Origin of the sequence: Micromonospora sp. C95 (genome assembly GCF_018070465.1) — a bacterium.
In the GTDB taxonomy this organism is placed as follows: domain Bacteria; phylum Actinomycetota; class Actinomycetes; order Mycobacteriales; family Micromonosporaceae; genus Micromonospora.
In genome coordinates this window covers 63,038-86,224 of record NZ_JAGPXT010000003.1, presented here as the reverse complement: position 1 = coordinate 86,224, position 23,187 = coordinate 63,038, and the positions used below count along the sequence as shown (strand labels likewise).

At 71.6% G+C, this 23,187-nt stretch carries 9 protein-coding genes; 8 read left to right on the top strand and 1 reads right to left on the bottom strand.

The window, feature by feature from the left end; genetic code table 11:
• Position 1 precedes the first annotated feature (1 nt).
• Positions 2-3,814, top strand: coding sequence for an amino acid adenylation domain-containing protein (locus tag KBX00_RS05130; protein WP_210823785.1), 3,813 nt, complete (start codon positions 2-4; stop codon positions 3,812-3,814).
• Positions 3,815-3,849: 35 nt separating this feature from the next.
• Positions 3,850-4,587, top strand: a complete 738-nt coding sequence (locus KBX00_RS05125) for a thioesterase II family protein (RefSeq protein ID WP_210823783.1) — start codon at positions 3,850-3,852, stop codon at positions 4,585-4,587.
• A 71-nt stretch (positions 4,588-4,658) separates the two neighbouring features.
• Here the strand turns inward: KBX00_RS05125 and KBX00_RS05120 are convergent, their stop codons facing one another.
• On the bottom strand, positions 4,659-6,179 hold the full coding sequence (locus tag KBX00_RS05120) for an FAD-dependent monooxygenase (protein ID WP_307868096.1): 1,521 nt from the start codon (positions 6,177-6,179) through the stop codon (positions 4,659-4,661).
• 383 nt (positions 6,180-6,562) lie between these two features.
• Between KBX00_RS05120 and KBX00_RS05115 the strand changes: the two genes are divergently transcribed.
• From KBX00_RS05115 to KBX00_RS05090, 6 genes are read left to right on the top strand one after another with little or no spacing between them, the layout of a single operon-like run.
• The gene (locus tag KBX00_RS05115; protein ID WP_210823779.1) at positions 6,563-6,853 is read left to right on the top strand and encodes an acyl carrier protein; all 291 of its coding nucleotides are present in this window, start codon (positions 6,563-6,565) and stop codon (positions 6,851-6,853) included.
• A complete protein-coding gene (locus KBX00_RS05110) occupies positions 6,850-8,100 on the top strand; it encodes a cytochrome P450 (RefSeq protein ID WP_210823777.1) in 1,251 nt (416 codons plus the stop codon). Before KBX00_RS05115 ends, KBX00_RS05110 begins: the two co-directional genes overlap by 4 nt.
• Positions 8,097-8,825 carry a thioesterase II family protein gene (locus tag KBX00_RS05105; protein WP_210823775.1) on the top strand — a complete coding sequence of 243 codons (729 nt, stop codon included), beginning with the start codon at positions 8,097-8,099 and terminating at the stop codon, positions 8,823-8,825. Before KBX00_RS05110 ends, KBX00_RS05105 begins: the two co-directional genes overlap by 4 nt.
• A gap of 51 nt (positions 8,826-8,876) precedes the next feature.
• Entirely contained in the window at positions 8,877-11,921 is a 3,045-nt protein-coding gene (locus KBX00_RS05100; protein ID WP_210823773.1) for a type I polyketide synthase, read from the top strand.
• The gene (locus KBX00_RS05095) at positions 11,912-16,621 is read left to right on the top strand and encodes a type I polyketide synthase (RefSeq protein ID WP_210824167.1); all 4,710 of its coding nucleotides are present in this window, start codon (positions 11,912-11,914) and stop codon (positions 16,619-16,621) included. Before KBX00_RS05100 ends, KBX00_RS05095 begins: the two co-directional genes overlap by 10 nt.
• 10 nt (positions 16,622-16,631) lie before the next feature.
• On the top strand, positions 16,632-23,186 hold the full coding sequence (locus KBX00_RS05090) for a type I polyketide synthase (RefSeq protein ID WP_210823771.1): 6,555 nt from the start codon (positions 16,632-16,634) through the stop codon (positions 23,184-23,186).
• Position 23,187 lies beyond the last annotated feature (1 nt).

The following is a 23,187-nucleotide window of genomic DNA, read 5'->3' as shown; positions in this document are numbered from 1 at the left end:
CATGATTCCGTTGTCCTTCGCCCAACGCCGCTACTGGTACCTGCACCAATTGGAGGGTGGCGAGACCTGGAACATGTCGGCGGCCCTGCGGCTGACCGGGGACCTGGACCTGTCCGCGATGGACGCGGCGATCAGGGACGTGGTCGAGCGGCACGAGATCCTGCGCACCACCTACGTGGTGGACGACCAGGGCGAGCCGCACCAGCGGATCCTGCCGGTGGCCGAGGCGCTGGCCCGGGTGGAGACGCCGGTGCTGGAGGTGGCACCGGAGGAGGTGTCCGGTGCGGTCGACAGGGCGGTCGCGCACACCTTCGACCTGGCGACCGAGGTTCCGTTCCGGACCAGCCTGATCCGCTCCTCGCCCCGCGAGCACGTCCTCGTCCTGGCCATCCACCACATCGCCACCGACGGCAGCTCCAGTTTTCCGCTGGCCCGGGACCTGGCCACCGCGTACGGCGCCCGGCGGGCGGGCCGGGCCCCGGAGTTCGAGCCGCTGCCCGTGCAGTACAAGGACTTCACGCTGTGGCAGCGGGAGGTGCTCGGTGACCTGAAGGATCCGAACAGCCTCGCCGCGGCGCAGTTGGAGTACTGGCGCAAGGAACTCACCGGCGTACCCCAGCCGCTGAACCTGCCGCTGGACCATCCGCGCTCGGCGGACCTGAGCACCGACGGCGACGCGGTGGCCTTCGAGGTGCGGCCCGCCGTCACCGCCGGGCTGGAACGCCTCGCCGCCGAGCGGGGCATGACCATGTCGATGATCGTGCAGGCCGCGCTGGCGGTGCTGCTGAGCAAGCTCGGCGGCGGCGAGGACGTGCCGATCGGGTCCCCGATCGCCGGGCGGACCGACGAGGCGCTGGCCGACCTGGTCGGCTGCTTCGTCAACAACCTGGTGCTGCGCGTCGACCTGTCCGGCAACCCGACCTTCCTGGACCTGCTCGCCCAGGTGCGCAACAAGGCACTCACCGCGTACGAGCACCAGGACGTGCCGTTCGACGTGCTGGTCGAGGAGATCAACCCGGACCGCTCCGCCACGTACCGGCCGATGTTCCAGGTGATGTGCGGCTGGCAGAACTTCGCCAAGCCGGTGCTCGACTTCCCGGGGCTCACGGCCGAGTTCCAGCAGGCCCTCACCACGAAGGCCATGGTCGACCTCTTCTTCAGCATGACCCTGGACGACGCGGCGGGCGTGCTCTACGGCGACATCCAGTACGGGACCAGGCTGTTCGACCGGGACACCGTGGAGGCCATGGCCGCCCGGTTCGTCCGCGTCCTGGAGCAGTTGGTCGCCGACCCGAGCCGGTGCGTCGGCGACGTCGACGTGCTCACCGCGGCGGAGCGCGAGCGACTGCTGGTGGAGGTGAACGACACCGCCGAGCCGACGCTGGACGGCGGCCTGCTGGCGGCGGTGAGCCGCTGGGTCCAGGAGTCACCCCAGGCACTCGCGGTGCTCACCGGGGACGACTCGCTCACCTACCAGGAGCTGGACGTCCGGTCGAACCGGCTGGCGCACTGGCTGGTGGAGCGCGGCGTGCGAGCCGAGTCGATGGTCGCCGTGTGCCTGCCCCGAACGGTGAACCTGATGGTGGCGCTGCTGGCGGTCCTCAAGGCCGGCGGCGCCTACGTACCGCTGGACCCGGAGCACCCGCGCTCCCGCATCGACCACATCCTGGCGCAGGCGAAGCCGGTGCTGGTGCTCGACGACGACACCCTCGCCGGCGCCGACTGCTCGGGCTACCCGGACCTGCCGCCGGCGGTGGTCATCCACCCGGCGAACACCCAGTACGTGATCTACACCTCCGGTTCCACCGGCGCGCCGAAGGGCGTGACGATCCCGCGCGGCGCGGTCGCGAACTTCCTGGCCTCGGTCCAGCGGCGGTTCCCGCTGTCGCCGGGGGAGCGGATGCTGTTCAGCACGACGGTCTCCTTCGACATGGCGAACACCGAGCTGTACCTGCCGTTCGTCAGCGGCGCGACGATGGTGATGGCGGCCAAGGAGACCGTCACCGATCCGGCGGCCGTGCTGGGGTTCATCCGGCGCAACGGGGTCAGCGTGGTACAGGCCACGCCGGGTTTCTGGCAGATGCTGCTCGCCCACGACCCGGACGCCGCGCGGGGCCTGCGCATCATGACCGGGGCGGAGGCGGTGCCCGCCCGTCTCGCCGAGACGCTGGCCGGGCAGGCCACCGAGGTGGGCAACTGGTACGGCCCGTCGGAGACGACGACCTGGTCGACCATGGCGCCGCTGACCCCGGGAGCACCGGTGGCGATCGGCACCCCGATCGGCAACACCCAGGTGTATCTGCTCGACTCGCGCTTCTGCCCGGTGCCGCGCGGCGTCGCCGGGGAGGTGTACCTCGCCGGCGACGGCCTGGCCCGCGGCTACCAGGGCCGACCGGACCTGACCGCCGAGCGGTTCGTGGCCGACCCGTTCGGGCCGGCCGGATCGCGCATGTACCGGACCGGAGACCTGGCGCGGTGGAACCGGGCCGGTCAGCTGGAGTACATCGCGCGCACCGATTTCCAGGTGAAGGTTCGGGGCTTCCGGATCGAGTTGGGGGAGATCGAGCACGTGCTGGCCGGGCACCCCGGCGTGGCGCAGGCGGCGGTCGTGGTGCGCGAGAACCAGCAGGGCGACAAGAGCATCGTGAGCTACGTGGTGCCGGCGCCCACCGCCGGTGTCGCGGCTGACCAGCTGCGCACCGAGCTCACCACGTACCTGCGCGGACGCCTGCCGGACTACATGGTGCCGGCCACGGTGATCGCCCTCGCCGAGCTGCCGCTCACCCCCAACGGAAAGCTCGACCGTCGGGCGCTGCCCGAGGAGGACACCAGCAAGGCGACCGGTCGACAGGCACGTACCTCGCAGGAGCAGCGGCTGTGCGCGATCTTCGGCGAGCTGCTCGGCCGGGAGACCGTCGGGGTCGACGAGGACTTCTTCGCCCTCGGCGGGCACTCGCTGCTGGCCACCCGGCTCAGCGTGCGCATCCGCAAGGAGTTCGGCATCGAGTTCCCACTCCGTACGATCATCAAGTTCCCCACCGTGGCCGAGCTGGCGTCGCTGCTGCTGATCGGTCAGCCCGCCGGGGAGATCGCCGACCCGCTCGGCGTGGTGCTGCCGCTGAACATCGACCCCGGCACGGGCAAGCCACCGCTGTGGTTCTTTCACGGGGGAGGCGGGCTCGGCTGGGCGTACTTCAGTTTCGTGGTGCACGTGCCGGACCGGCCGGCGTACGCCCTGCAGGCGCGCGGCTACAACGGCGTGGGTGACCTGGTGACCTCGGTCGAGGAGATGGTCGACGGCTACATCGAGGAGATGCTGAAGATCCAGCCGGACGGCCCGTTCCACCTGATCGGCTGGTCCTACGGTGGCACCGTGGCCCAGGCCGTCGCGGCCGGCCTCGCCCGGCGCGGTCACCAGATCGCCCTGACGGCCATCCTCGATTCGCAGCCCGGCGGGCACGGCTGGTCCGAGATCCACGCCAACAAGACCGTCGAGGACTACCGGGACGAGCTGGAGGACTTCTTCGGCCAGTACATCGGCACCGACAACCAGCAGGACTCCATCGACGTCATGGCCCGGGTGCTGGCCAACAACTCCCAGCTGATGATGACGTTCGAGTCGCCGGTCTACGACGGTGACGTGCTGTTCTTCAACGCGGTGCTCAAGGACGACCTGTACGCGCAGCTGTGGCGGCCGTACGTGCTCGGCGCCATCGAGGAACACGACGTGCACGCCACGCACCACGAGATGAACCTGCCCGGCCCGGTGGCCGAGATCTTCGAGGTCATCAACCGCAAGCTCGCGGCGCAGTGAACCGGACAACGGCGAAGGACAGGAGTTGATCTGAGATGACAGGGCAGGGCGAGGCGCGGGAGCGCGGCACGCTGTTGTGCGTGCCGTTCGCGGGAGCGGGTGCCTCCTTCTTCCACCCGTGGCGCGAGCTGGCGGCCGGCCGGTGGCGCGTCACCTCCGTCGAGCTGCCGGGCCGGGAACGGCGATTCCTGGAGGAGCCGTACCGCAACGTGGTGGAGGCGGCCCGGACCGAGGTCGACGCCATCGCCGCCGACCTCGGCGCCGGCACCCGGACCGTGCTGTTCGGACACAGCCTGGGCGCGGTGCTCGCCTACGAGCTGGTGCCCCTGCTGAGCAGCCGGGGCATCGTGGTGGAGCGGCTGATCGTCAGCGGCTCACCGGGGCCGTGGACGCAGCGTGAGCGGCGGGCGGCCGGGCTCCCGGACGACGAGTTCCTCGCCCGGGTGGAGGAGTTCGCCGGCTTCCGGCACGAGGCGCTCGACCACCCGGAGATGCGGGAGCTGATCCTTCCCGCGTTGCAGGCCGACTGCGAGATGCACGAGGCGTACGTGCCGAGCTTCGACGGGCCGGTACCGGTGCCGATCTGCTCGCTGCGCGGCGGTTCCGACGGCCTGGTGACCGCCGCGGAGGCTCGGCAGTGGCAGACAGCGACCACCGGTGAGTTCAGCTACGTGGAGTTTCCCGGCGACCACATGTACCTGGTGGATCAGGGCCGGGAGGTGCTCGACGTCATCGAGCAGGTGACCACCGGCAGGAGCCCGGCACCGGTCTGAGGCTGACCGCGACCGACGAACGACGGGGCCCCGAGCGGACACTCGGGGCCCCGTCGTGGTGCCGGGTGGCGTCATCGACCCGGCCGGGCCGGACCGAACCAGGCGGCGAGGGCGGCCCGCAGTGCCGAGGTGTCCAGTGGCTCGTCGGCGGGGGCCGCCCAGGCGACGTGACCGTCCGGGCGGATGAGCAGCGCGGCCGGCGCAGGCAGCTCGTCGAGGTCCGGGACGATCCAGTGGTCGTCCACGCTCGTCGCCTCGACCAGGTCGACCCGATCGACCCAGCCGTCGGCCGCCGTGGTCACCTCGACGCTGCCGCGCAGATCGACGAGCACCGGTCGGGCGGCGTGCAGCAACTCGTACATCCGGGTGGCGCCGTCGGCCGTCTTGAGGTCGACGTCGGGCACCCGGCGACCGGCCAACGGGTGATCGCCGTCGACCGGGTAGCGGAGGTTCAGCGCGGTCAGCTTGCCGCACAGCTGCCGGTTGACGTCGTCGAACTGGAGGAGTTCGCCGAAGACGTCGCGCAGCGCGTCCGTGTGCGGGCCGGGGCGGGCCAGCGCCGACTGCGCCCGGGTGTTGTGCAGCACGCGCTCGCCGACCGGGTGCCGCTCGTGGTGATAGGTGTCCAGCAGGCTCTCCGGGGCCTGGCCGTTGACCACCGCGGCGAGCTTCCACCCGAGGTTGACCGCGTCCTGCACGCCCAGGTTCAGCCCCTGGCCGCCGGCCGGGAAGTGGATGTGCGCGGCGTCGCCCGCCAGCAGCACCCGACCGGCCCGGTACCGGTCGGCCTGCCGCGCGGCGTCGCTGAACCGGGAGACCCACCGCGGGTTGCGCATCCCGAAGTCGGTGCCGGCGAGCCTGACCAGCGACTCGCGGAGCTGCTCGAACGTCACCGGCTCGTCCCGGTCGACGACGCGGTCGTACTCGGAGGCGATGACCCGGTACCAGCCCGGCTCGAAGGCGATCACCGAATAGTCGCCGGTGGGGCAGCGCCGCACCCAGATGTAGTCCTCGGTCAGCTCCGGAAGCTCGACGTCGCCGATCAGTGCGGTCATCGTCGCCGACGTGCCCACGAAGTCGATGCCCGACAGCTTGCGTACGGTGCTGCGTCCGCCGTCGCAGCCCACCAGATAGCGGGCGAGCAGCGTGCGCGTCGGTCCCGGCGCGGTGCCCAGCTCGATGGTCACCCCGGCACCGGCCTGGCTGATTCCGGTCACCTCGGACGACCGTTGGATACGCACACCGAGCGCGACGGCCCATTCTTCGAGCAGCCGTTCGATGTCGGTCTGCAGGATCATCAACGGATAGGGGTGCCGCGATTCCGCCTCGTCGAACTCCAGATAAAGACCGGAGAAGTGGCCTACGGGTTGCGGAACGCCGATTTCCGTGAAGCGGTCCAGGATCCCGCGCTGGTCCAGTACCTCCAGGGTGCGCGAGTGCATTCCGCCGGCCCGTGACTCGCCCGTTCGCTGCGGGAGCCGCTCCACCACCAGCACATCGACACCCGCCAGGCGGAGTTCGCCGGCCAGCATCAGCCCGGTGGGTCCGGCACCGGCGATGACCACGTCCGCATCCACGCCGCTTTCTTCCACGTCGTTTCCCCTCACGTCCCTGCGCAGTGTGTTGTCGAATTACCGTCACGGTCACCCGCCGGCGGTCCCGGGGCAACCGTCGGCGACGCCGACGCGGCGTAACGGCCGGTGCACCTTGTACTGTCCCGCCAGCGGGACGGCCACGCGCGGGCCACCTCGACCGCACCCCCGGTGAACCCCTGTAATCGCCTTTACCGGTGTTCCCGCACGAAGAATCGCGCCACACTCGAACCGGTCACCGAGGAATTGCCTCGCCAGGTGAGGTGACTCCCGTCAGTGGCACTTTTCGCACGCCGCATGGTGGTGTCGGCGGTGCCGGCCCGAATCGGGCCGAAAAGGATCGGAAAGGCAATCCCGACCGGCGGACCAAAGGGAGCTGAAGAATGGAATCGTCACCACGGACGGACCACCAGAATGGTGGCGGCGGCGCAGCCGTGGCGCGACCCGTCCCGCAGGCGCAGGCCATAGCGGACCTGTGGTCGGAGTATCTCGGCGCCGAGGCCAAGGAGGACGACGACTTCTTCGCGCTCGGCGGCACCTCGCTGGCCGGTATCAAGATCATCGACCGGATGGCCGACGACTACGGCGTACGGCTGTCCGTTCGGGCCTTCTACCTGGCGCAGACACCGGCCCGGGTCGCCGAGCTGATCGCACAGGGCAGGGCCGGGACGTGAGGCTCACCCCGGGACCGGCCCGCGACATCGACCTGGACGCCGTCGATCTGTTCGACCTGGACCTCTACTCCCACGGCGACCCGCATCCCGTCTGGGACGTGATGCGGGCCAAGGCTCCGCTGCACCACCAGGTCCTGCCCGACGGCCGGGAGTTCTGGTCGGTCACCCGTTACGAGGACGTCTGCCGGGTGCTCGGCGACCACCGGGAGTTCACCTCCGAGCGGGGCACGGTCCCGACCCACCTGGGCACGGACGACCCGGCCGCGGGCAGGCTGCTCACCTCCACCGACCCGCCGCGCCACACCCGGGTACGCCGCGCCATCGGCGCCAAACTCACCGCGCGGGCGGTGGCGCCCTGGGCCGAGACCATCCGCACCACCGTCGTGGACTTCCTCGAACCGGCGCTCGACGGGGAGGTCTTCGACCTGGCCGACCGGGCGCTGCTGCTGCCGGCGTTGGTAACCGGCCCCCTGCTCGGCATCCCCGAGCGGGACTGGCAGGAACTGGTGGAGCTGACCGCGATGGTGACCGCTCCCGCCGACCCGCACTTCAAGCACGGCAGCGAGGCCGCGACCCTGGCGATCGCCCACCACGAGCTGATCACCTACGTCACCGAGTGGGTACGCCGGCGGCGAGCGGGCGGTGGCGACGACGGGAGTCTGCTCGACCACCTGATGAACATCAGCGTGGAGGGCGCACCGCTCACCGACGAGGAGATCGCCCTCGACGGCTACAGCATCCTGCTGGGCGCCAACGTGACCACACCGCACACCGTGTCGGGCACGGTCGAGGCGCTCGTCGAGCGGCCGGAGCAGTTCACCCGGGCGCAGGCCGACCCGTCGCTGATCCCGAACCTGGTGGAGGAGGGACTGCGCTGGACGTCCGCGGCGTGCAACTTCATGCGGTACGCGGTGGACGACGTCCAGATCGGCGGCGGCACCATCCCGGCGCGCGCTGCGGTCGTCGCCTGGATCGGTTCGGCCAACCGGGACGAGTTGCAGTTCCCCGATCCGCATGTGTTCGACATCAACCGCGTCGGCGCGAAGCGTCAGGTCGCCTTCGGCTTCGGCCCGCACTTCTGCATCGGCGCGCCGCTGGCCCGGATGACGCTGCGCATCTTCTTCGAGGAGCTGCTCGACCGGTTCGGCGCCATCGAACTCGCCGGTGAGCCGCAGCACCTGCGCTCGTACTTCATCGCCGGGATGACCCACCTGCCCATCGTTGCCCAGAAACGGCCGACATCATGACCGTCACCACCGTCTCGCCGTGGTTCATCCGGCAACCGTCCACCGCGCATCCGTCCCGGATCTTCTGCCTGCCCTTCTCCGGGGCCGGGGCCTCGGCCTTCAACGGTTGGCCCGCCGCGCTCGGCGACACCGAGATCTGCCCGGTGCAGTTCCCCGGCCGGGAGAACCGGCTGGCCCATCCGCACTACGGCACCTACGAGAACCTCGCCGACGGCCTGGTCGAGGCGCTGACACCGACGCTCGACCGCCCGTTCGCGCTGTTCGGCCACTGTGCCGGCGCGCTGCCGGCCTTCGAGGCCGTGGTTCGGCTCGCCGCCCGTGGCCTGCCCGGCCCGGAGTGCCTCTTCGTGTCGGGCCAGCCGGCCCCGCACGACGCCTCGCGCGACCGGATGCTGGCGATGAGCGAGCCGGAACTGCGCCAGGAGGTGGCGGCGTTCCTGCGTGGGCGGGGCATCGACCCCCGGCCGGACATGATCGACATGGGTCTGTCGGTGCTGCTCGACGACCATGCCGCCGCCGCGCGGTACCGGCGGTCGGAGCCGGTCAGGCTGGCCTGCCCGATCGTCGTCGTGCACTGGCGGGACGACCCCGAGGTGAGCCTCGACGAGTTGGCCGGATGGCGCCACTACTCCGACTCGGTGCAGTTCCGGGTCGTCGCCGGCGGCCACTACGACTTCATGGACGCGCCCGACGAACTTCGAGATCTGTTGACCACCTGGCGGTGACGGCGGCACGGCGGGACGAGTCGTCCGCCGGGCGGAGCGGAAGGAAATCGCATGGTTAGGGCAGGAGCGGACATCGCGGTGGTCGGGATGTCGTGCCGCTTTCCCGGCGTGCCCGGCTTGCCGGAGTTCTGGCGTCTGCTGGTCGACGGCGAGTCGACCGTCGCGACGTTCCCGGAACACCGGCTGACCGGTTCGGCGGTCTCGTCCCACCCGGACGCCCCGACCCTGATGACCGGGTCGTTCCTCGACGCCATCGACGGCTTCGACGCGGCGTTCTTCGGCACCGGTGGCGCGGAGGCCGCGGCCATGGACCCCACCCAGCGGCTGGGGCTGGAGCTGGCCTGGGAGGCCGTCGAGGACGCCCGCATCCCGGCGACCGCGCTCGCCGGTCGCGAGGTCGACGTCGTGGTGAGCACCGCGCCGTCCGGATACGACCTGCTCCGCAAGCTGTCCGGCAGTGACCGGGACGACCACTACGCCGCGCTCGGGTCGAGTGGTGCGTTGATCGCGAACCGGATCTCCAGCCTCCTCGACGTCCGGGGCATGAGCTTCTGCGCGGACTCCGGGCAGTCCTCCTCCCTGGTGGCGTTGGCGCTGGCCTGCGACCGGATCCGCAGCGGCGCGGTCGAGCTGGCCATCGCCGGCGGCGTACACCTGATCACCGACCCTGAGGCGGGCATCAGCCTGGCCAACCTGGGCGCATTGTCGCCCGACGGCCGCTGCTTCACCTTCGATGACCGGGCCAACGGTTTCGTCCGCGGCGAAGGCGGCGCGATCGTCGTGCTCAAGCGGTTGGACCTCGCCGTCGCCGACGGCGACCACATCTACGCGGTGGTCCGGGGCTGGGGCGTCGCCAGCGGCGGAGCCTCCAGCCGGATGCCGGACCCCAGCCCCGGCGGGCAGGCCGCGGCCACCCGCACCGCGCTGGAGCGGGCCGCCGTCGACTTCGACGACGTCGACTACGTCGAGGCGCACGGTACCGGCACCCGGCTCGGCGACCCGGCGGAACTCGCCGGCCTGCGCGAGGTCTTCCGGCAGACCGGCCGCACCCGCCCGCTGGCCGTCGGGTCGGTGAAGACCAATGTGGGGCACCTGGAACCGGCCGCCGGGATCGTCGGCTTCGTCAAGGCGGCGCTCTGCGTGGACCGGGGTCAGTTGGTCCCGAGCCTGAACTTCCGGTCGCCGAACCCCGCCGTCGCCGACTTCGCGCGGGACTTCGAGGTCGCCCGCGTCGCCCAGCCCTGGCCGGGGCAGCCCGGCCGGCCGCGCCGGGCCGGGGTGTCGGCGTTCGGCATGGGTGGCACCACCGCACACGTGATCCTCGAACAGGCACCCGGGCAACCGTCCGCACCCACCGCCGCGCCGACCGCCGGAGTGCTGCCGTGGGTGCTCTCGGCCCGGTCGGCGGAGGCGCTCCGGGCGCAGGCGGCCCGGCTGCGGGAGTTCGTCGCCGCGGACCCGTCGCTGTCGGCGGCCGACGTGGCGTACTCGCTGGTGGCGACGCGGACCATGTTCGAGCACCGCGCGGTGGTGCTCGGCGACGGACGCGAGGCGGCGCTGGCCGGGCTCGACCTGGTCGCCGGCGGGCAGAGCGCCGCCCAGGCGGTCCGCGGGGTGGTCGACGGGCCGGTCGGCCCGACCGTCTTCGTCTTCCCCGGCCAGGGATCGCAGTGGCAGGGCATGGGACGGCAGCTGTACGCGGAGTCCGAGGTCTTCGCCCGCGCCATCGACGACTGCGCCCGGGCCTTCCAGCCGTGGCTCGACTGGTCCCTGGTGGACGTGGTGACCGGTGCCGATTCGGCGGCCTCGCTGGACCGGATCGACGTCATCCAGCCGGCACTGTTCGCGATGATGGTGTCACTGGCGCGGGTGTGGCGCTCGCTCGGCGTGGTGCCCGACGCGGTGGTCGGGCATTCGCAGGGCGAGATCGCCGCGGCGTACGACTGCGGGGCGATCTCGCTCGACGACGCCGCGCGGATCGTCAGCGTGCGCAGCCAGGCCATGGCCGAGCTGACCGGCTGCGGCGGGATGAGCGCGGTGGCCGCATCGCCGGAGTGGGTCCGGGATCGGCTGGCGCGGTGGTCCGGGCGGCTGTCGGTCGCCGCGGTCAACGGGCCGTCGTCCGTGGTGATCTCCGGCGAAGGACCGGCCCTCGACGAGTTCGCCGAGCTGGCTGGCGCCGAGGGCGTCCGGGTACGCCGGGTCAGGGTCGACCTGGCCGGCCACTCCCACTACCTGGAACCCCTCCGGGACCGGCTGCTCGACGCCATCGCGGGCGTCACCTCCCGGGAGTCGGCGGTCAGGTTCTACTCGACCGTCACCGGTGGCCTGTTCGACACCCGAGGGCTGGACAGTGCCCACTGGTACGCCAACCTGCGCTCGATGGTCCGGTTCGGCGAGGTCGTCGAGCAGCTGATGGCGGTGCCCGGCACCGTGTTCGTGGAGGTCAGCCCGCATCCGGTGCTCCAGCTGGCGATGGCCGAGACCGCCGACGCGCGGGCCGCCTCCCCGGTGCTGGTCAACACCCTGCACCGGGACGACGGCGGCCTGCTCAAGGTGTTCGGTTCGCTCGCCGAGCTGCACGTGCGGGGCCTGCCAGTCGACTGGAGTGCGGGCTGCGGCGTCCGGCCCGCCCGCCGGATCAGCCTGCCGAGCTACCCGTTCCAGCGGCAGCGGTACTGGTTGACCGCCGACGACGCCGCCACCTCGCCCGGTGCTCCGGCACCGGCCGACGGCGTGCGCCCGGACAGTGAGGCGTCCGCACTGAGCCTGGTGTGCGCCGAGGCGGCGGCGATGGTGAGCACGACGAAGCCTGGCCTGACGCCGGCCGTACTCACGGCGCGGTCGGCACAGACCTTCCGGGACCTCGGCTTCGACTCCGCCATGGTGGTCGGCCTGCGAAACCGGCTCGCCGCGGTCACCGGGCTGCGGCTCTCCGCCACCGTCGCCTTCACCTACCCCACGCCGCAGGCGCTCGCGGGACACATCTTCACCCTGGTCGAACCGCCGAAGCCGGACCCGCCGGCCGAGGAGATCGGTCTCGACGACCGCGCCGACGACGAGCTGTACGCGCTCATCGACCGCGGATACCTGTAGTCCGTCCGTTCTCGTCCGTAAACGTTAGGGAGGGCCCGGTGGAGGATCTCGACAAGCTCCGGTCCTACTTGCGACGTGCCGTCAGTGACGCGCAGCAGCTGCGCGACCGGGTGCGTCACCTGGAGGAGTCCGCTCGCGAGCCGATCGCGGTGGTGGGCGTGGGGTGTCGCTTCCCGGGCGGCGTCGCGTCTCCCGAGGACCTGTGGGACATCGTCTCCGGCGGCGTGGACGCTCTCAGCGACCTGCCGCTGGACCGGGGGTGGAACCTGGCGTCGCTGACCGGCCCGGAACCCGACCCGGCCGGGACTACCTACCCGCAGGCCGGCGGCTTCCTGACCGACGTCGCCGGCTTCGACGCGCCGTTCTTCGGGATCAGCCCGCGCGAGGCGCTGGCCATGGACCCGCAGCAACGGTTGATGCTGGAGATCTCCTGGGAGGCCCTGGAACGGGCGGGAATCGACCCGACCGCACTGCGCGACACCGACACCGGTGTCTTCACCGGCCTCTACCCCGTCGACTACGGCCCCCGGATGGGCAGCGGCGCCGCCGGCGAGGTCCAGGGGTACACGCTCACCGGAACGTACCCCAGCGTGGCGTCGGGCCGGGTGTCGTACGTGCTGGGCCTGGAGGGCCCGGCGGTGTCGACCGACACGGCCTGCTCGTCGTCGCTGACCGCCATCCACCAGGCGGTGCGTTCCCTGCGCTCCGGGGAGTGCGCGCTCGCGTTGGCCGGCGGGGTGTCCACGATGCCGACGCCGGGCGTGCTCGTCGAGTTGGGCCGGCAGCGGGGTTTGTCGGTGGATGGTCGGTGTAAGGCGTTTGCGGATGCGGCGGATGGTACGGGTTTTTCGGAGGGTGCTGGGGTTTTGGTTTTGGAGCGGTTGTCGGATGCGCGGCGTCTTGGTCGTCGGGTGTGGGCGGTGATTCGTGGTTCGGCGGTTAATCAGGATGGTGCGTCGAATGGTTTGACGGCGCCGAATGGGTTGGCGCAGCAGCGGGTGATTCGTGCGGCGTTGGCGGATGCGGGTTTGGGTGTTGGTGATGTGGATGTGGTGGAGGCGCATGGGACTGGTACGCGGTTGGGGGATCCGATTGAGGCGCAGGCGTTGTTGGCGACGTATGGGCAGGGTCGGGGTTCTGGTGTGCCGGTGTGGTTGGGGTCGTTGAAGTCGAATATTGGTCATACGCAGGCTGCGGCGGGTGTGGCTGGTGTGATCAAGATGGTGATGGCGTTGCGGTGTGGGGTGTTGCCGCGGACGTTGCATGTGGATCGGCCGTCGTCGCATGTGGATTGGTCGGCGGGTGCGGTGGAGTTGTTGACGCGGGCGCGGCCGTGGGTTGGTGGTGGGGGTCGGGTGCGTCGGGCGGGTGTGTCGGCGTTCGGCATCAGTGGGACGAATGCGCATGTGATTGTGGAGGAGGCGCCGGCGTTGGAGGGGCCGGTGGCGGGTTCTGGGGTGCCGGTTGTTGGTGGTGTGGTGCCGTGGGTGGTGTCGGGGCGTTCGGAGTCGGCGTTGCGGGCGCAGGCGGCCAGGTTGCGGGATTTTGTGGTGGGTGCGCCGGATGTGGATGTGGCGGATGTGGCGCATTCGTTGTTGTCGACGCGGTCGTTGTTCGAGCATCGGGCGGTGGTCCTCGGCCACACCCGCGACGAGCTGTTGGCCGGACTCACCGCGACGGCCGACGGAACCGACGGCCCGTCCGTACCGGCGACGCCCGTCGGCAGGACGGTGTTCGTCTTCCCCGGGCAGGGTTCGCAGTGGGTGGGCATGGGGCGCGAGCTGTGCGCGTCGTCGCCGGCCTTCGCGCGCCGCATGCAGGAATGCGCCGACGCGCTGTCGCCCCACGTGAGCTGGTCGCTGCTGGACGTCCTCGACGACGCCGAGGCACTGGACCGGGTGGACGTCATCCAGCCCGTGCTATGGGCCGTCATGGTGTCGCTGGCCGAGGTGTGGCGCTCGTACGGCGTCGAACCGGCGGCCGTGATCGGGCACTCGCAGGGCGAGATCGCCGCCGCCTGCGTCGCCGGCGCCCTGACCCTGCCGGACGCGGCCAAGGTGGTCGCACTACGGTCGAAGGCGATTCTGGCGCTGTCGGGTCGCGGCGGCATGGTGTCGGTCGGACTGCCGGTCGACGCCGTGCGGGCCCGCCTGACCGAAGGGCTGTCGGTGGCGGCGGTCAACGGGCCGTCGTCGGTCGTGGTCTCCGGTGAGGTGGCCGCGCTCGACGCGCTGCTGGCCCGGTGCGACGCGGAGGGCGTGCGGGCCCGCCGGATCCCGGTCGACTACGCCTCGCACTCCGCCCAGGTGGACGACGTGCGCGACGAACTGTCCCGGGTGCTGGCGGGAATCGCCCCGCGACCGTCCGAGGTGCCGTTCTTCTCGACGGTCACCGCCGACTGGCTGGACACCACCCGGCTCGACGCCGAGTACTGGTACACCAACCTGCGGCACACCGTCCGCTTCGAAGAAGCCACCCGGTCCCTCGCCGACCAGGGCTTCAACGTCTTCATCGAGGCTTCCGCCCACCCGGTGCTGACCGTCGGCATCACCCAGACGCTGGACAGCACGGACCTCACCGGCACGGTGGTGGGCACGCTGCGCCGCGACGAGGGCGGCCTCGATCGCCTGCTCCGGTCGGCGGCCGAGGCGTTCGTGGCGGGCCTGCCGGTGTCCTGGGACGCCGCGCTGCCCGGCCGGGACGGTCGGTGGACCCCGTTGCCGACCTACCCCTTCCAGCGACAGCGTTACTGGCTGAACACGCCGCACGACGGTGCCGCCGAGCCCGGACCGGACCAGCGGACCGACCGGCTGTATCAGGTGGACTGGCAGCCCCGGGCGATCGACACCGCCGAGCCGGCCGGGCGGCACGTGGTACTGGAGCCGTCCGAGACGGCCCTCGCCGGCCTCGCCGACCCACCCCCGGTCGTCATCGTCGCGGTCGCGGGTGCGCCCGCGGCGGACGCGGACACACCGGCGACCGTCGAGGACCGTCTGCACCGGCTGCTCCGGTGGTTGCCGCGCTGGCTCGGCGACGACCGGTTCGCCGACTCCCGGCTGGCCATCGTCACGCGCGACGCGATCCAGGACGAGCAGGTCGTCACCCCGGATCTCGTCGCGACCGCGATCTGGGGATTCGTGCGTAGCACGCAGACCGAGAACCCGGACCGGATCACGCTCGTCGACATCGACGAGCAACCCGCGTCGTGGGATCTGGTCCCGGCGGCCGTGGCGACCGGAGAGACCCAGATCAAGATCCGGGGCGGCGTGCCGAGCACGCCGCGACTGGCCCACGCCGACGGCGACCGCTCCGCGCCGCACCACTCCGGCCAACCGCCGTCGCGCCCGGGAGACGCCACGCTCGGAGCCGGAACGGTGTTGATCACCGGTGGCACCAGTGGACTGGGCGCGATGCTGGCCCGCCACGTCGTACGGCGGCACGGCGTCCGTCGACTCCTGCTGACCAGTCGCCGCGGGCCGACGGCCCCGGCCGCGGCAGGTCTACGGGAGGCGCTGACCGGGGCGGGCGCCGAGGTCGAGGTGGTGGCCTGTGACATCACCGACCGGGCCTCGGTCGCCGAGCTGATCGCGGCGGTGCCGGCCGACCACCCACTGACGGCGGTGATCCACTGCGCGGGGGTCCTGGACGACGGGGTCGTCGCGACCCTGACCGAGGACCAGATCGACACGGTGCTGGCGCCGAAGGTGCGCGGCGCGTGGCACCTGCACCAGCTGACCAGCCACCTGAACCTCTCCGCGTTCGTGCTGTTCTCGTCGATCGCGAGCGTGCTGGGCACCGCCGGGCAGGCGAACTACGCGGCGGCCAACGCCTTCCTCAACGGCCTGGCCGAGACCCGCCGGGCGGCAGGGCTGCCCGCCAGCTCCCTGTGCTGGGGGTTCTGGGCCGAGCGCAGCGAGATGGTCGCCGAACTCGGCGACGCGGACCTGGTTCGGCTGCGTCGGCAGGGTGTGCTGCCGCTCTCCTCGCAGCAGGGGCTCGCGCTCTTCGACGCGGCACTCGGCCACGACCGGGCGGTGCTGGTGCCCGCCCGCCTGTGGCAGCCGTCGCCGCACACGCCCGTCACCGAGCGGCTGGCCTCGCCGCTGCTGCGGGGTCTGCTCGCGGCGCCGGCCGAGGCCGTCGATCCGACGGCTGACGCCGCCGAGCCGGCACTCGTGCAGCGACTTCGCGCGCTGCCGCCGGACGAGGCGGAGACGGTGCTGCTGGACGCTGTCCGTACCCAGACCGCGATGGTGCTCGGGCACTCCGACATCAAGACGGCCGGTGCCACCACCGCCTTCAAGGAACTTGGCATCGACTCGCTCACCGCGTTGGAACTGCGGAACAAGCTGTCGGCGATCGTCGGCGGCAAACTGCCCGCCACGATGGTCTTCGACCATCCGAACCCCCGCGCGCTCACCAAGTTCCTGCTCACCCGGATCACTCCGGACGCCGGCACCGACACCGGCTCCGTCGTCGATCGGCTGACCAGGGAGATCGAGGCGCTGGGCAACCAGCTCGACGACGTGTACCTCGGCCTCGGGCCCGAGGAGCAGGCCACCATCGCCGCCCTGCTGGGTGAGTTGCGCGGCCGGGTGACGGCGAAGGCGAGCGTGGGCGCACCGGTCGGCATCGTCGACCGGATCAGTTCGGCCTCGGCGGGAGAGCTTCTCTCGCTGCTGGACCACGAGCTCGGCTAGGGGAAGAGCGATGACCAACGACAACAATGCCGACGTCCTGGAATACCTCCGTCGGACGTCAATCGAGCTGATGGAGACGCGCAAGCGGTTGCGCGAGTTGACCGAGGCCGCCAGCGAGCCGATCGCGGTGGTCGGCCTGGCCTGCCGGTTCCCGGGCGGCGCGGTGACTCCGGAGGCGTTGTGGGACCTTGTCGAGTCGGGCGCGGACGTCATGTCCGACTTTCCCACCGACCGGAACTGGGACCTCGACGAGCTGTACGACCCGAGCGCCGGTCGGCCCGGCACCTGCTACACCCGTACCGGCGGCTTCCTGAGCGACGCCGGAGACTTCGACGCCGAGTTCTTCGGCATCAACCCGCGCGAGGCGCTGGCCGCCGACCCGCAGCAGCGGCTCCTGCTGGAGGTGTCGTGGGAGTCGCTGGAACGGGCCGGCATCGACCCGCACTCGTTGCGCGGTAGCCGCACGGGCGTGTTCGCGGGCCTGGCCTACTTCGGCTACGGCAACCACTTCGTCACCCCCGAGGTCATCTCCGGGTACGCGCAGACCGGATCACTGGCGAGCGTGGCGTCGGGCCGGGTGTCGTACGTGCTGGGCCTGGAGGGCCCGGCGGTCTCGACCGACACCGCCTGCTCCTCGTCGCTGGTCACCGTGCACCAGGCGGTGCGTTCGCTGCGCCAGGGCGAGTGCGACCTCGCCCTGGCCGGCGGCGTGACCGTCACCGCGACGCCGCAGGTGTTCCGGGAATTCGCCAGGCAGCGGGGTTTGTCGGCCGATGGTCGGTGTAAGGCGTTTGCGGATGCGGCGGATGGTACGGGTTTTTCGGAGGGTGCTGGGGTTTTGGTTTTGGAGCGGTTGTCGGATGCGCGGCGTCTTGGTCGTCGGGTGTGGGCGGTGATTCGTGGTTCGGCGGTTAATCAGGATGGTGCGTCGAATGGTTTGACGGCGCCGAATGGGTTGGCGCAGCAGCGGGTGATTCGTGCGGCGTTGGCGGATGCGGGTTTGGGTGTTGGTGATGTGGATGTGGTGGAGGCGCATGGGACTGGTACGCGGTTGGGGGATCCGATTGAGGCGCAGGCGTTGTTGGCGACGTATGGGCAGGGTCGGGGTTCTGGTGTGCCGGTGTGGTTGGGGTCGTTGAAGTCGAATATTGGTCATACGCAGGCTGCGGCGGGTGTGGCTGGTGTGATCAAGATGGTGATGGCGTTGCGGTGTGGGGTGTTGCCGCGGACGTTGCATGTGGATCGGCCGTCGTCGCATGTGGATTGGTCGGCGGGTGCGGTGGAGTTGTTGACGCGGGCGCGGCCGTGGGTTGGTGGTGGGGGTCGGGTGCGTCGGGCGGGTGTGTCGGCGTTCGGCGCCAGTGGGACGAATGCGCATGTGATTGTGGAGGAGGCGCCGGCGTTGGAGGGGCCGGTGGCGGGTTCTGGGGTGCCGGTTGTTGGTGGTGTGGTGCCGTGGGTGGTGTCGGGGCGTTCGGAGTCGGCGTTGCGGGCGCAGGCGGCCAGGTTGCGGGATTTTGTGGTGGGTGCGCCGGATGTGGATGTGGCGGATGTGGCGCATTCGTTGTTGTCGACGCGGTCGTTGTTCGAGCATCGGGCGGTGGTCCTCGGCCACACCCGCGACGAGCTGTTGGCCGGACTCACCGCGACCGCCGACGGTGCGGAGAGTGTAGGAGTCGTGCGTGGCGTCGCCACCGAACTGGGCGGCGCGGCCTTCATGTTCCCCGGCCAGGGAGCGCGCTGGACCGGGGTGGCGCGGCAGTGGTACGACGCCTTCCCCGACTTCGCGCGGAGCCTGGACGAGATCTGCGCGCGCTTCGACGCACACCTCCCGTTCGCCCTCAAGCCCATCCTGCTCGCCGAGCAGCCCGCGGACCACAACCGGACGGACATCGCCCAGCCGGCCCTGTTCGCCCTCCAGGTCAGCCTGTACCGGCTCATCAGCCGGTACGGTCCGCGACCGAACTACCTGATCGGTCACTCCGTCGGCGAGATCGCCGCGGCGCACGTCTCCGGTGCGCTCAGTCTCGACGACGCCACCAGGCTGGTGGCCGCCCGGGGGCGGATCATGCAGACGGTCCGCGAACGCGGCGCCATGCTGGCCGTGCGCGCCGACGAGGAGACGGTCGGCGAGCTGCTCGACCGGTACGACCGCGTCGCCGTCGCCGCCGTGAACGGCCCGGACTCGGTGGTCGCCTCGGGCACCCGGGACGACGTGCACGACCTACGTGACCGGCTGCTCGCCCGTGGCGTGTCGGCGAAGCTGCTCGACGTCGACCACGCGTTCCACTCCCCGCTGATGGACCCGGTCCTGGCCGAGTTCGCCGACGCGATCGGCGAGCTTGCGCCGGGCACGATGGCGATCCCGATCCTGTCGACCCGGCTCGGCCGGGAAGCGACCCTGGCCGAGTTGACCTCCGTCGACCACTGGGTGAACCACGTACGCGAACCGGTCCGCTTCCATGCCGCCGTGGAGCAGGCCCGCGCCGCCGGCGTCGACGTGTTCTTCGAGGTGGGGCCGGGCTCGACGCTAGCCAGCATCACCAAGGACGCCTTCGCCACCGCGAACGTGGACGGCGCGCTTGTGGTGTCGTCGGCGCGGCGCGGTCGCGAGGCCGCGGCGGGACTTGCCGACGCGTTGGCGCAGCTGCACGTGCGGGGCGGCGCGATCAACTGGGCCGACCTGCTCGGTACGCGCCAGTGGATCGAGCTGCCCACGTACGCGTTCCAGCGTCGACGCTACTGGCTGGACTTCCAGGCCGGGACGACGGCGGACGTGGCGACCGCCGGCCTGGCGGCCCCCGATCATCCGCTGCTCGGAGCCGTGGTCGACCACCCCGACACCGGCGAGGTGATGTTCAGCGACCGGTGGTCGGTGCGGACCCACCAGTGGCTGGTCGACCACACGGTGTACGGCCAGGTGGTCGTGCCGGCGACCGCGTACCTGGATCTGGCGCTGTGGGTGGGCGACCAGGTCGGCTGCGCCGCGGTCGAGGAACTCTCCCTGGAGGTCCCGTTGATTCTCCCGGACGCCGGTGACGTCCGGGTGCGGCTGGTGGCCGGTGCACCGGACGAGGCCGGCGGCCGCTGCCTGACCGTCTACTCGTGTTCCGGCGACGACCAGCCGGCAGGGGCGTGGACCCGCCACGCCATCGGCCGGCTGGCTCCGGTGGCCTCGCCACCGCCCGCCCGGACCGTCACGCAGTGGCCCCCGGCCGGTGCTCGACGGCTGGAGTTGCCGGACCTGTACGACTCTCTCGCGGATGCGGGATTCGACTACGGTCCGGCGTTCCGCGGGTTGGCCGAGGTGTGGCAGGACGGTGCCGACCTGTTCGCCGCCGCCACGCTGCCCGAGGCCGCGCAGACCTCGTCCGGCAGCGGATTCGCGCTGCACCCGGCGTTGCTGGACACGGTGCTGCACGCCCTGGTGGCCGGCGGCGCCATCGAGGTACGGGGCGAGCAGGGCTGGATGCCGTTCGCCTGGTCCGGCGTACGGCTGGCCGGCGACTGCGGACCGTCGGTCCGGGTCCGGCTGTCCCCGGTCGGTGAAGGCGCCTTCTCGGTGACCGTCGCCGACGAGCGCGGTCGTGCGGTCGCGCACGTCGACGCGTTGACGTTCCGTCGGGTCAGTGCGGAGCAGGTCCGCGCGGCCGCCGGCAGTCCGGAGCAGTCGCTGTTCGAGCTCCGGTGGCGCCCGGTCGAGCTGCCCGAACGGGGAGCTCACCCCGGACAGTGGGCGGTGCTGGGTGCCGAGGACGGCCCGGCGGCCCGCCTCCGGGAGACGGGCGAGGGCGGCGGTGTCACCCGTTACGAGTCCCTCGACGCGGCGATCGCGGCCGGCCCGCCGCGGCACCTCGTGATCGGCGTGGACGATCTGGTCGTCGGCGGCGACCCGGTGACCGAGGTGAGCGCCGCGACCAACGGTGTACTCACGCTGGTGCAGCGATTCCTGACCGAGGAGCGGCTGGCCGCCACGACGCTCGTGGTGATCACCCGGTCGGCCGTGGACACCGGCGACGGGGTCCACAGCCTGCCCGGCGCGTCGGCGTGGGGCCTGATCCGCTCCGCCCAGACGGAGCACCCCGGCCGGTTCCGGATCGTGGACGTCGACGACGATCCGGCCACCCGCGCCTGCTTCCCGGCCGTGCTCGCCGCGGGCGACGAACAACTGGCGGTACGCGGCGGCGCGTACCTCGTGCCCCGGATGGTGCCGGTCACGCCCGCGGAGCACCAGCTCGAACCGCCACCGGACGACGCTCACCGGCTGGGAATGTCGAGCGCCGGAACGCTGGAGAACCTGACCTGGATCCCGGGCCCGCAGGCGCAGGCCACCCTGACGAGCGGACAGGTACGGGTCGCGGTGCAGGCCGCCGGCCTCAACTTCCGGGACGTCACCATCGCCCTCGGGCTGGTGGAGCGGACCGCCTTCGACGCCGGGCTCGGCAGCGAGGGTGCCGGCGTCGTGCTGGAGGTGGCCGACGACGTGACCGGCCTCGCGCCGGGCGACCGGGTGCTGGGCATCTTCCCCGGCGCGTTCGCGCCGGTGGCCGTGGCGGACCACCGCCTGCTCACCGCGATCCCCGACGGGTGGAGCTTCGCCGAGGCGGCGTCGATGCCGAGCGCCTTCCTGACCGCCTACTACGCCCTCTTCGAGGTGACCAGGCTCGCGGCCGGGCAGCGCATCCTGGTCCACGCCGGTGCCGGCGGCGTGGGTATGGCCGCGGTCCAGTTGGCCAAGCACGTCGGTGCCGAGGTCTACGCCACCGCCAGCCCCGGCAAGTGGCCCGCGCTGCGGGCCCTGGGCATCGACGACGAGCACCTGGCCTCGTCGCGCGATCTGGATTTCGCGACGAAGTTCTCGACCACCACGGACGGTCGCGGCCTCGACGTGGTGCTGAACTCCCTCGCGCACGACTTCGTGGACGCCTCCCTGCGGCTGCTGCCCCGGGGCGGAACCTTCATCGAGATGGGCAAGACGGACATCCGGGACCCGCACCGGGTGGCGGCCGAGCATCCGGGCGTCGACTACACGGCCTTCGACCTCTACGAGGCGGGTCCGGACGCGCTCCGGGACATGTTCGAGAAGGTCATGGAGCTGTTCGCCGACGGGCGGGTGCGGCTGAACCCGGTCTCGGTGCGCGACGTCCGTGACGCGCGTCGGACGTTCCGCGAGATGAGCCAGGGCCGCCATGTCGGCAAGCTGGTCCTCGATGTGGGCGGCGGCCTGGGCGGCGGCACCGTGCTGGTCACCGGTGGTACCGGGGGACTGGGCTCGCTCGTGGCGCGGCATCTCGTCGCCGAGCACGGCGTACGCAGTCTGCTGCTGGCGAGCCGTAGCGGCTCGGCGTCCCCCGGAGTGCCTGAGCTGGTCGCGGAGCTGGAAGGCACCGGCGCGGCGGTCCGGGTCGTGGCCTGCGACGTCGCCGACCGGCAGGCCGTGACGGAGCTGCTGGCCGCCGTGCCCGGCCGGTACCCGCTGACGGCGATCGTGCACGCGGCGGGCGTGCTGGCGGACGGCACCATCGAATCGCTCGACCGGGAGAGCCTCGACCGGGTGCTTCGGGCCAAGGTCGGCGGTGCGGTCAACCTGCACGAGCTGACCAGGGATCGCCCCCTGTCGGCGTTCGTCCAGTTCTCCGCGCTCGCCGGCACGCTGGGCACCGCGGGTCAGGCCAACTACGCCGCCGCGAACGCCTTCCTCGACGGGCTGGCGTCGTGGCGTCGAGCCGGTGGCCGCGTCGCCACCTCGCTGTGCTGGGGGTGGTGGGAGCAGAGCAGCGGCATGACCGGAAACCTGGACCAGGCCGACCTGTCCCGGCTGCGGCGGATGGGTGTCGCGCCGTTGCCGACGTCGCAGGCGCTGGCCCTCTTCGACGCGGCCTGCGCGCTCGACACGTCGGTGCTGATTCCGGCGCGACTGGACACCGCGGCGCTGCGCGGCAGGCCCGCCGAGGAATTGCCCCCGGTGCTGCGTGAACTCGCCGACAGCGGTCGACCGGTACGCTCCGGCTCCCGCCGGGCGTCCGACGGCGGCTCCCGCGGGCTGCGCGACCGGCTGGCGACGCTGCCCGGCGACGAAGCGCAGGCGGCCGTACGGGAGTGGGTCTGCGAACAGGTCGCCGTCGTGCTCGGCTATCCGGCCGGTGCGGTGGTCGACGCCGAGCAGCCGTTCACCGTTCTCGGGTTCGACTCGCTGACCTCGGTGGAGCTGTGCAACCGGCTGGCGTCGGCGACCGGGCTGCGCCTGCCCTCCACGCTCGTCTTCAGCTATCCCACCCCGGACGAGTTGGCGCGGCACCTCAACGACCTGCTGCGTCCGGAGCCGCAGCCCGGCCCGGCCGCCGATGACGAGGTCGAGGTCGGGGACGAGGCGATCCGCGAAGTGCTGCGCACGGTCTCCATCGACCGGCTGCGTGGCCTGGGCATTCTCGAGCAGATTCTGGCCTGCGCCGAACCGGTACGACCGGACGGTCCGGTTGCGGGGGCCGGTGCCGAGCCGGACGAACTGGCGGAGCTGGACCTGGAGGCGCTGCTGGACCTGGCTCTCGACGGGAGGAACAACTGAC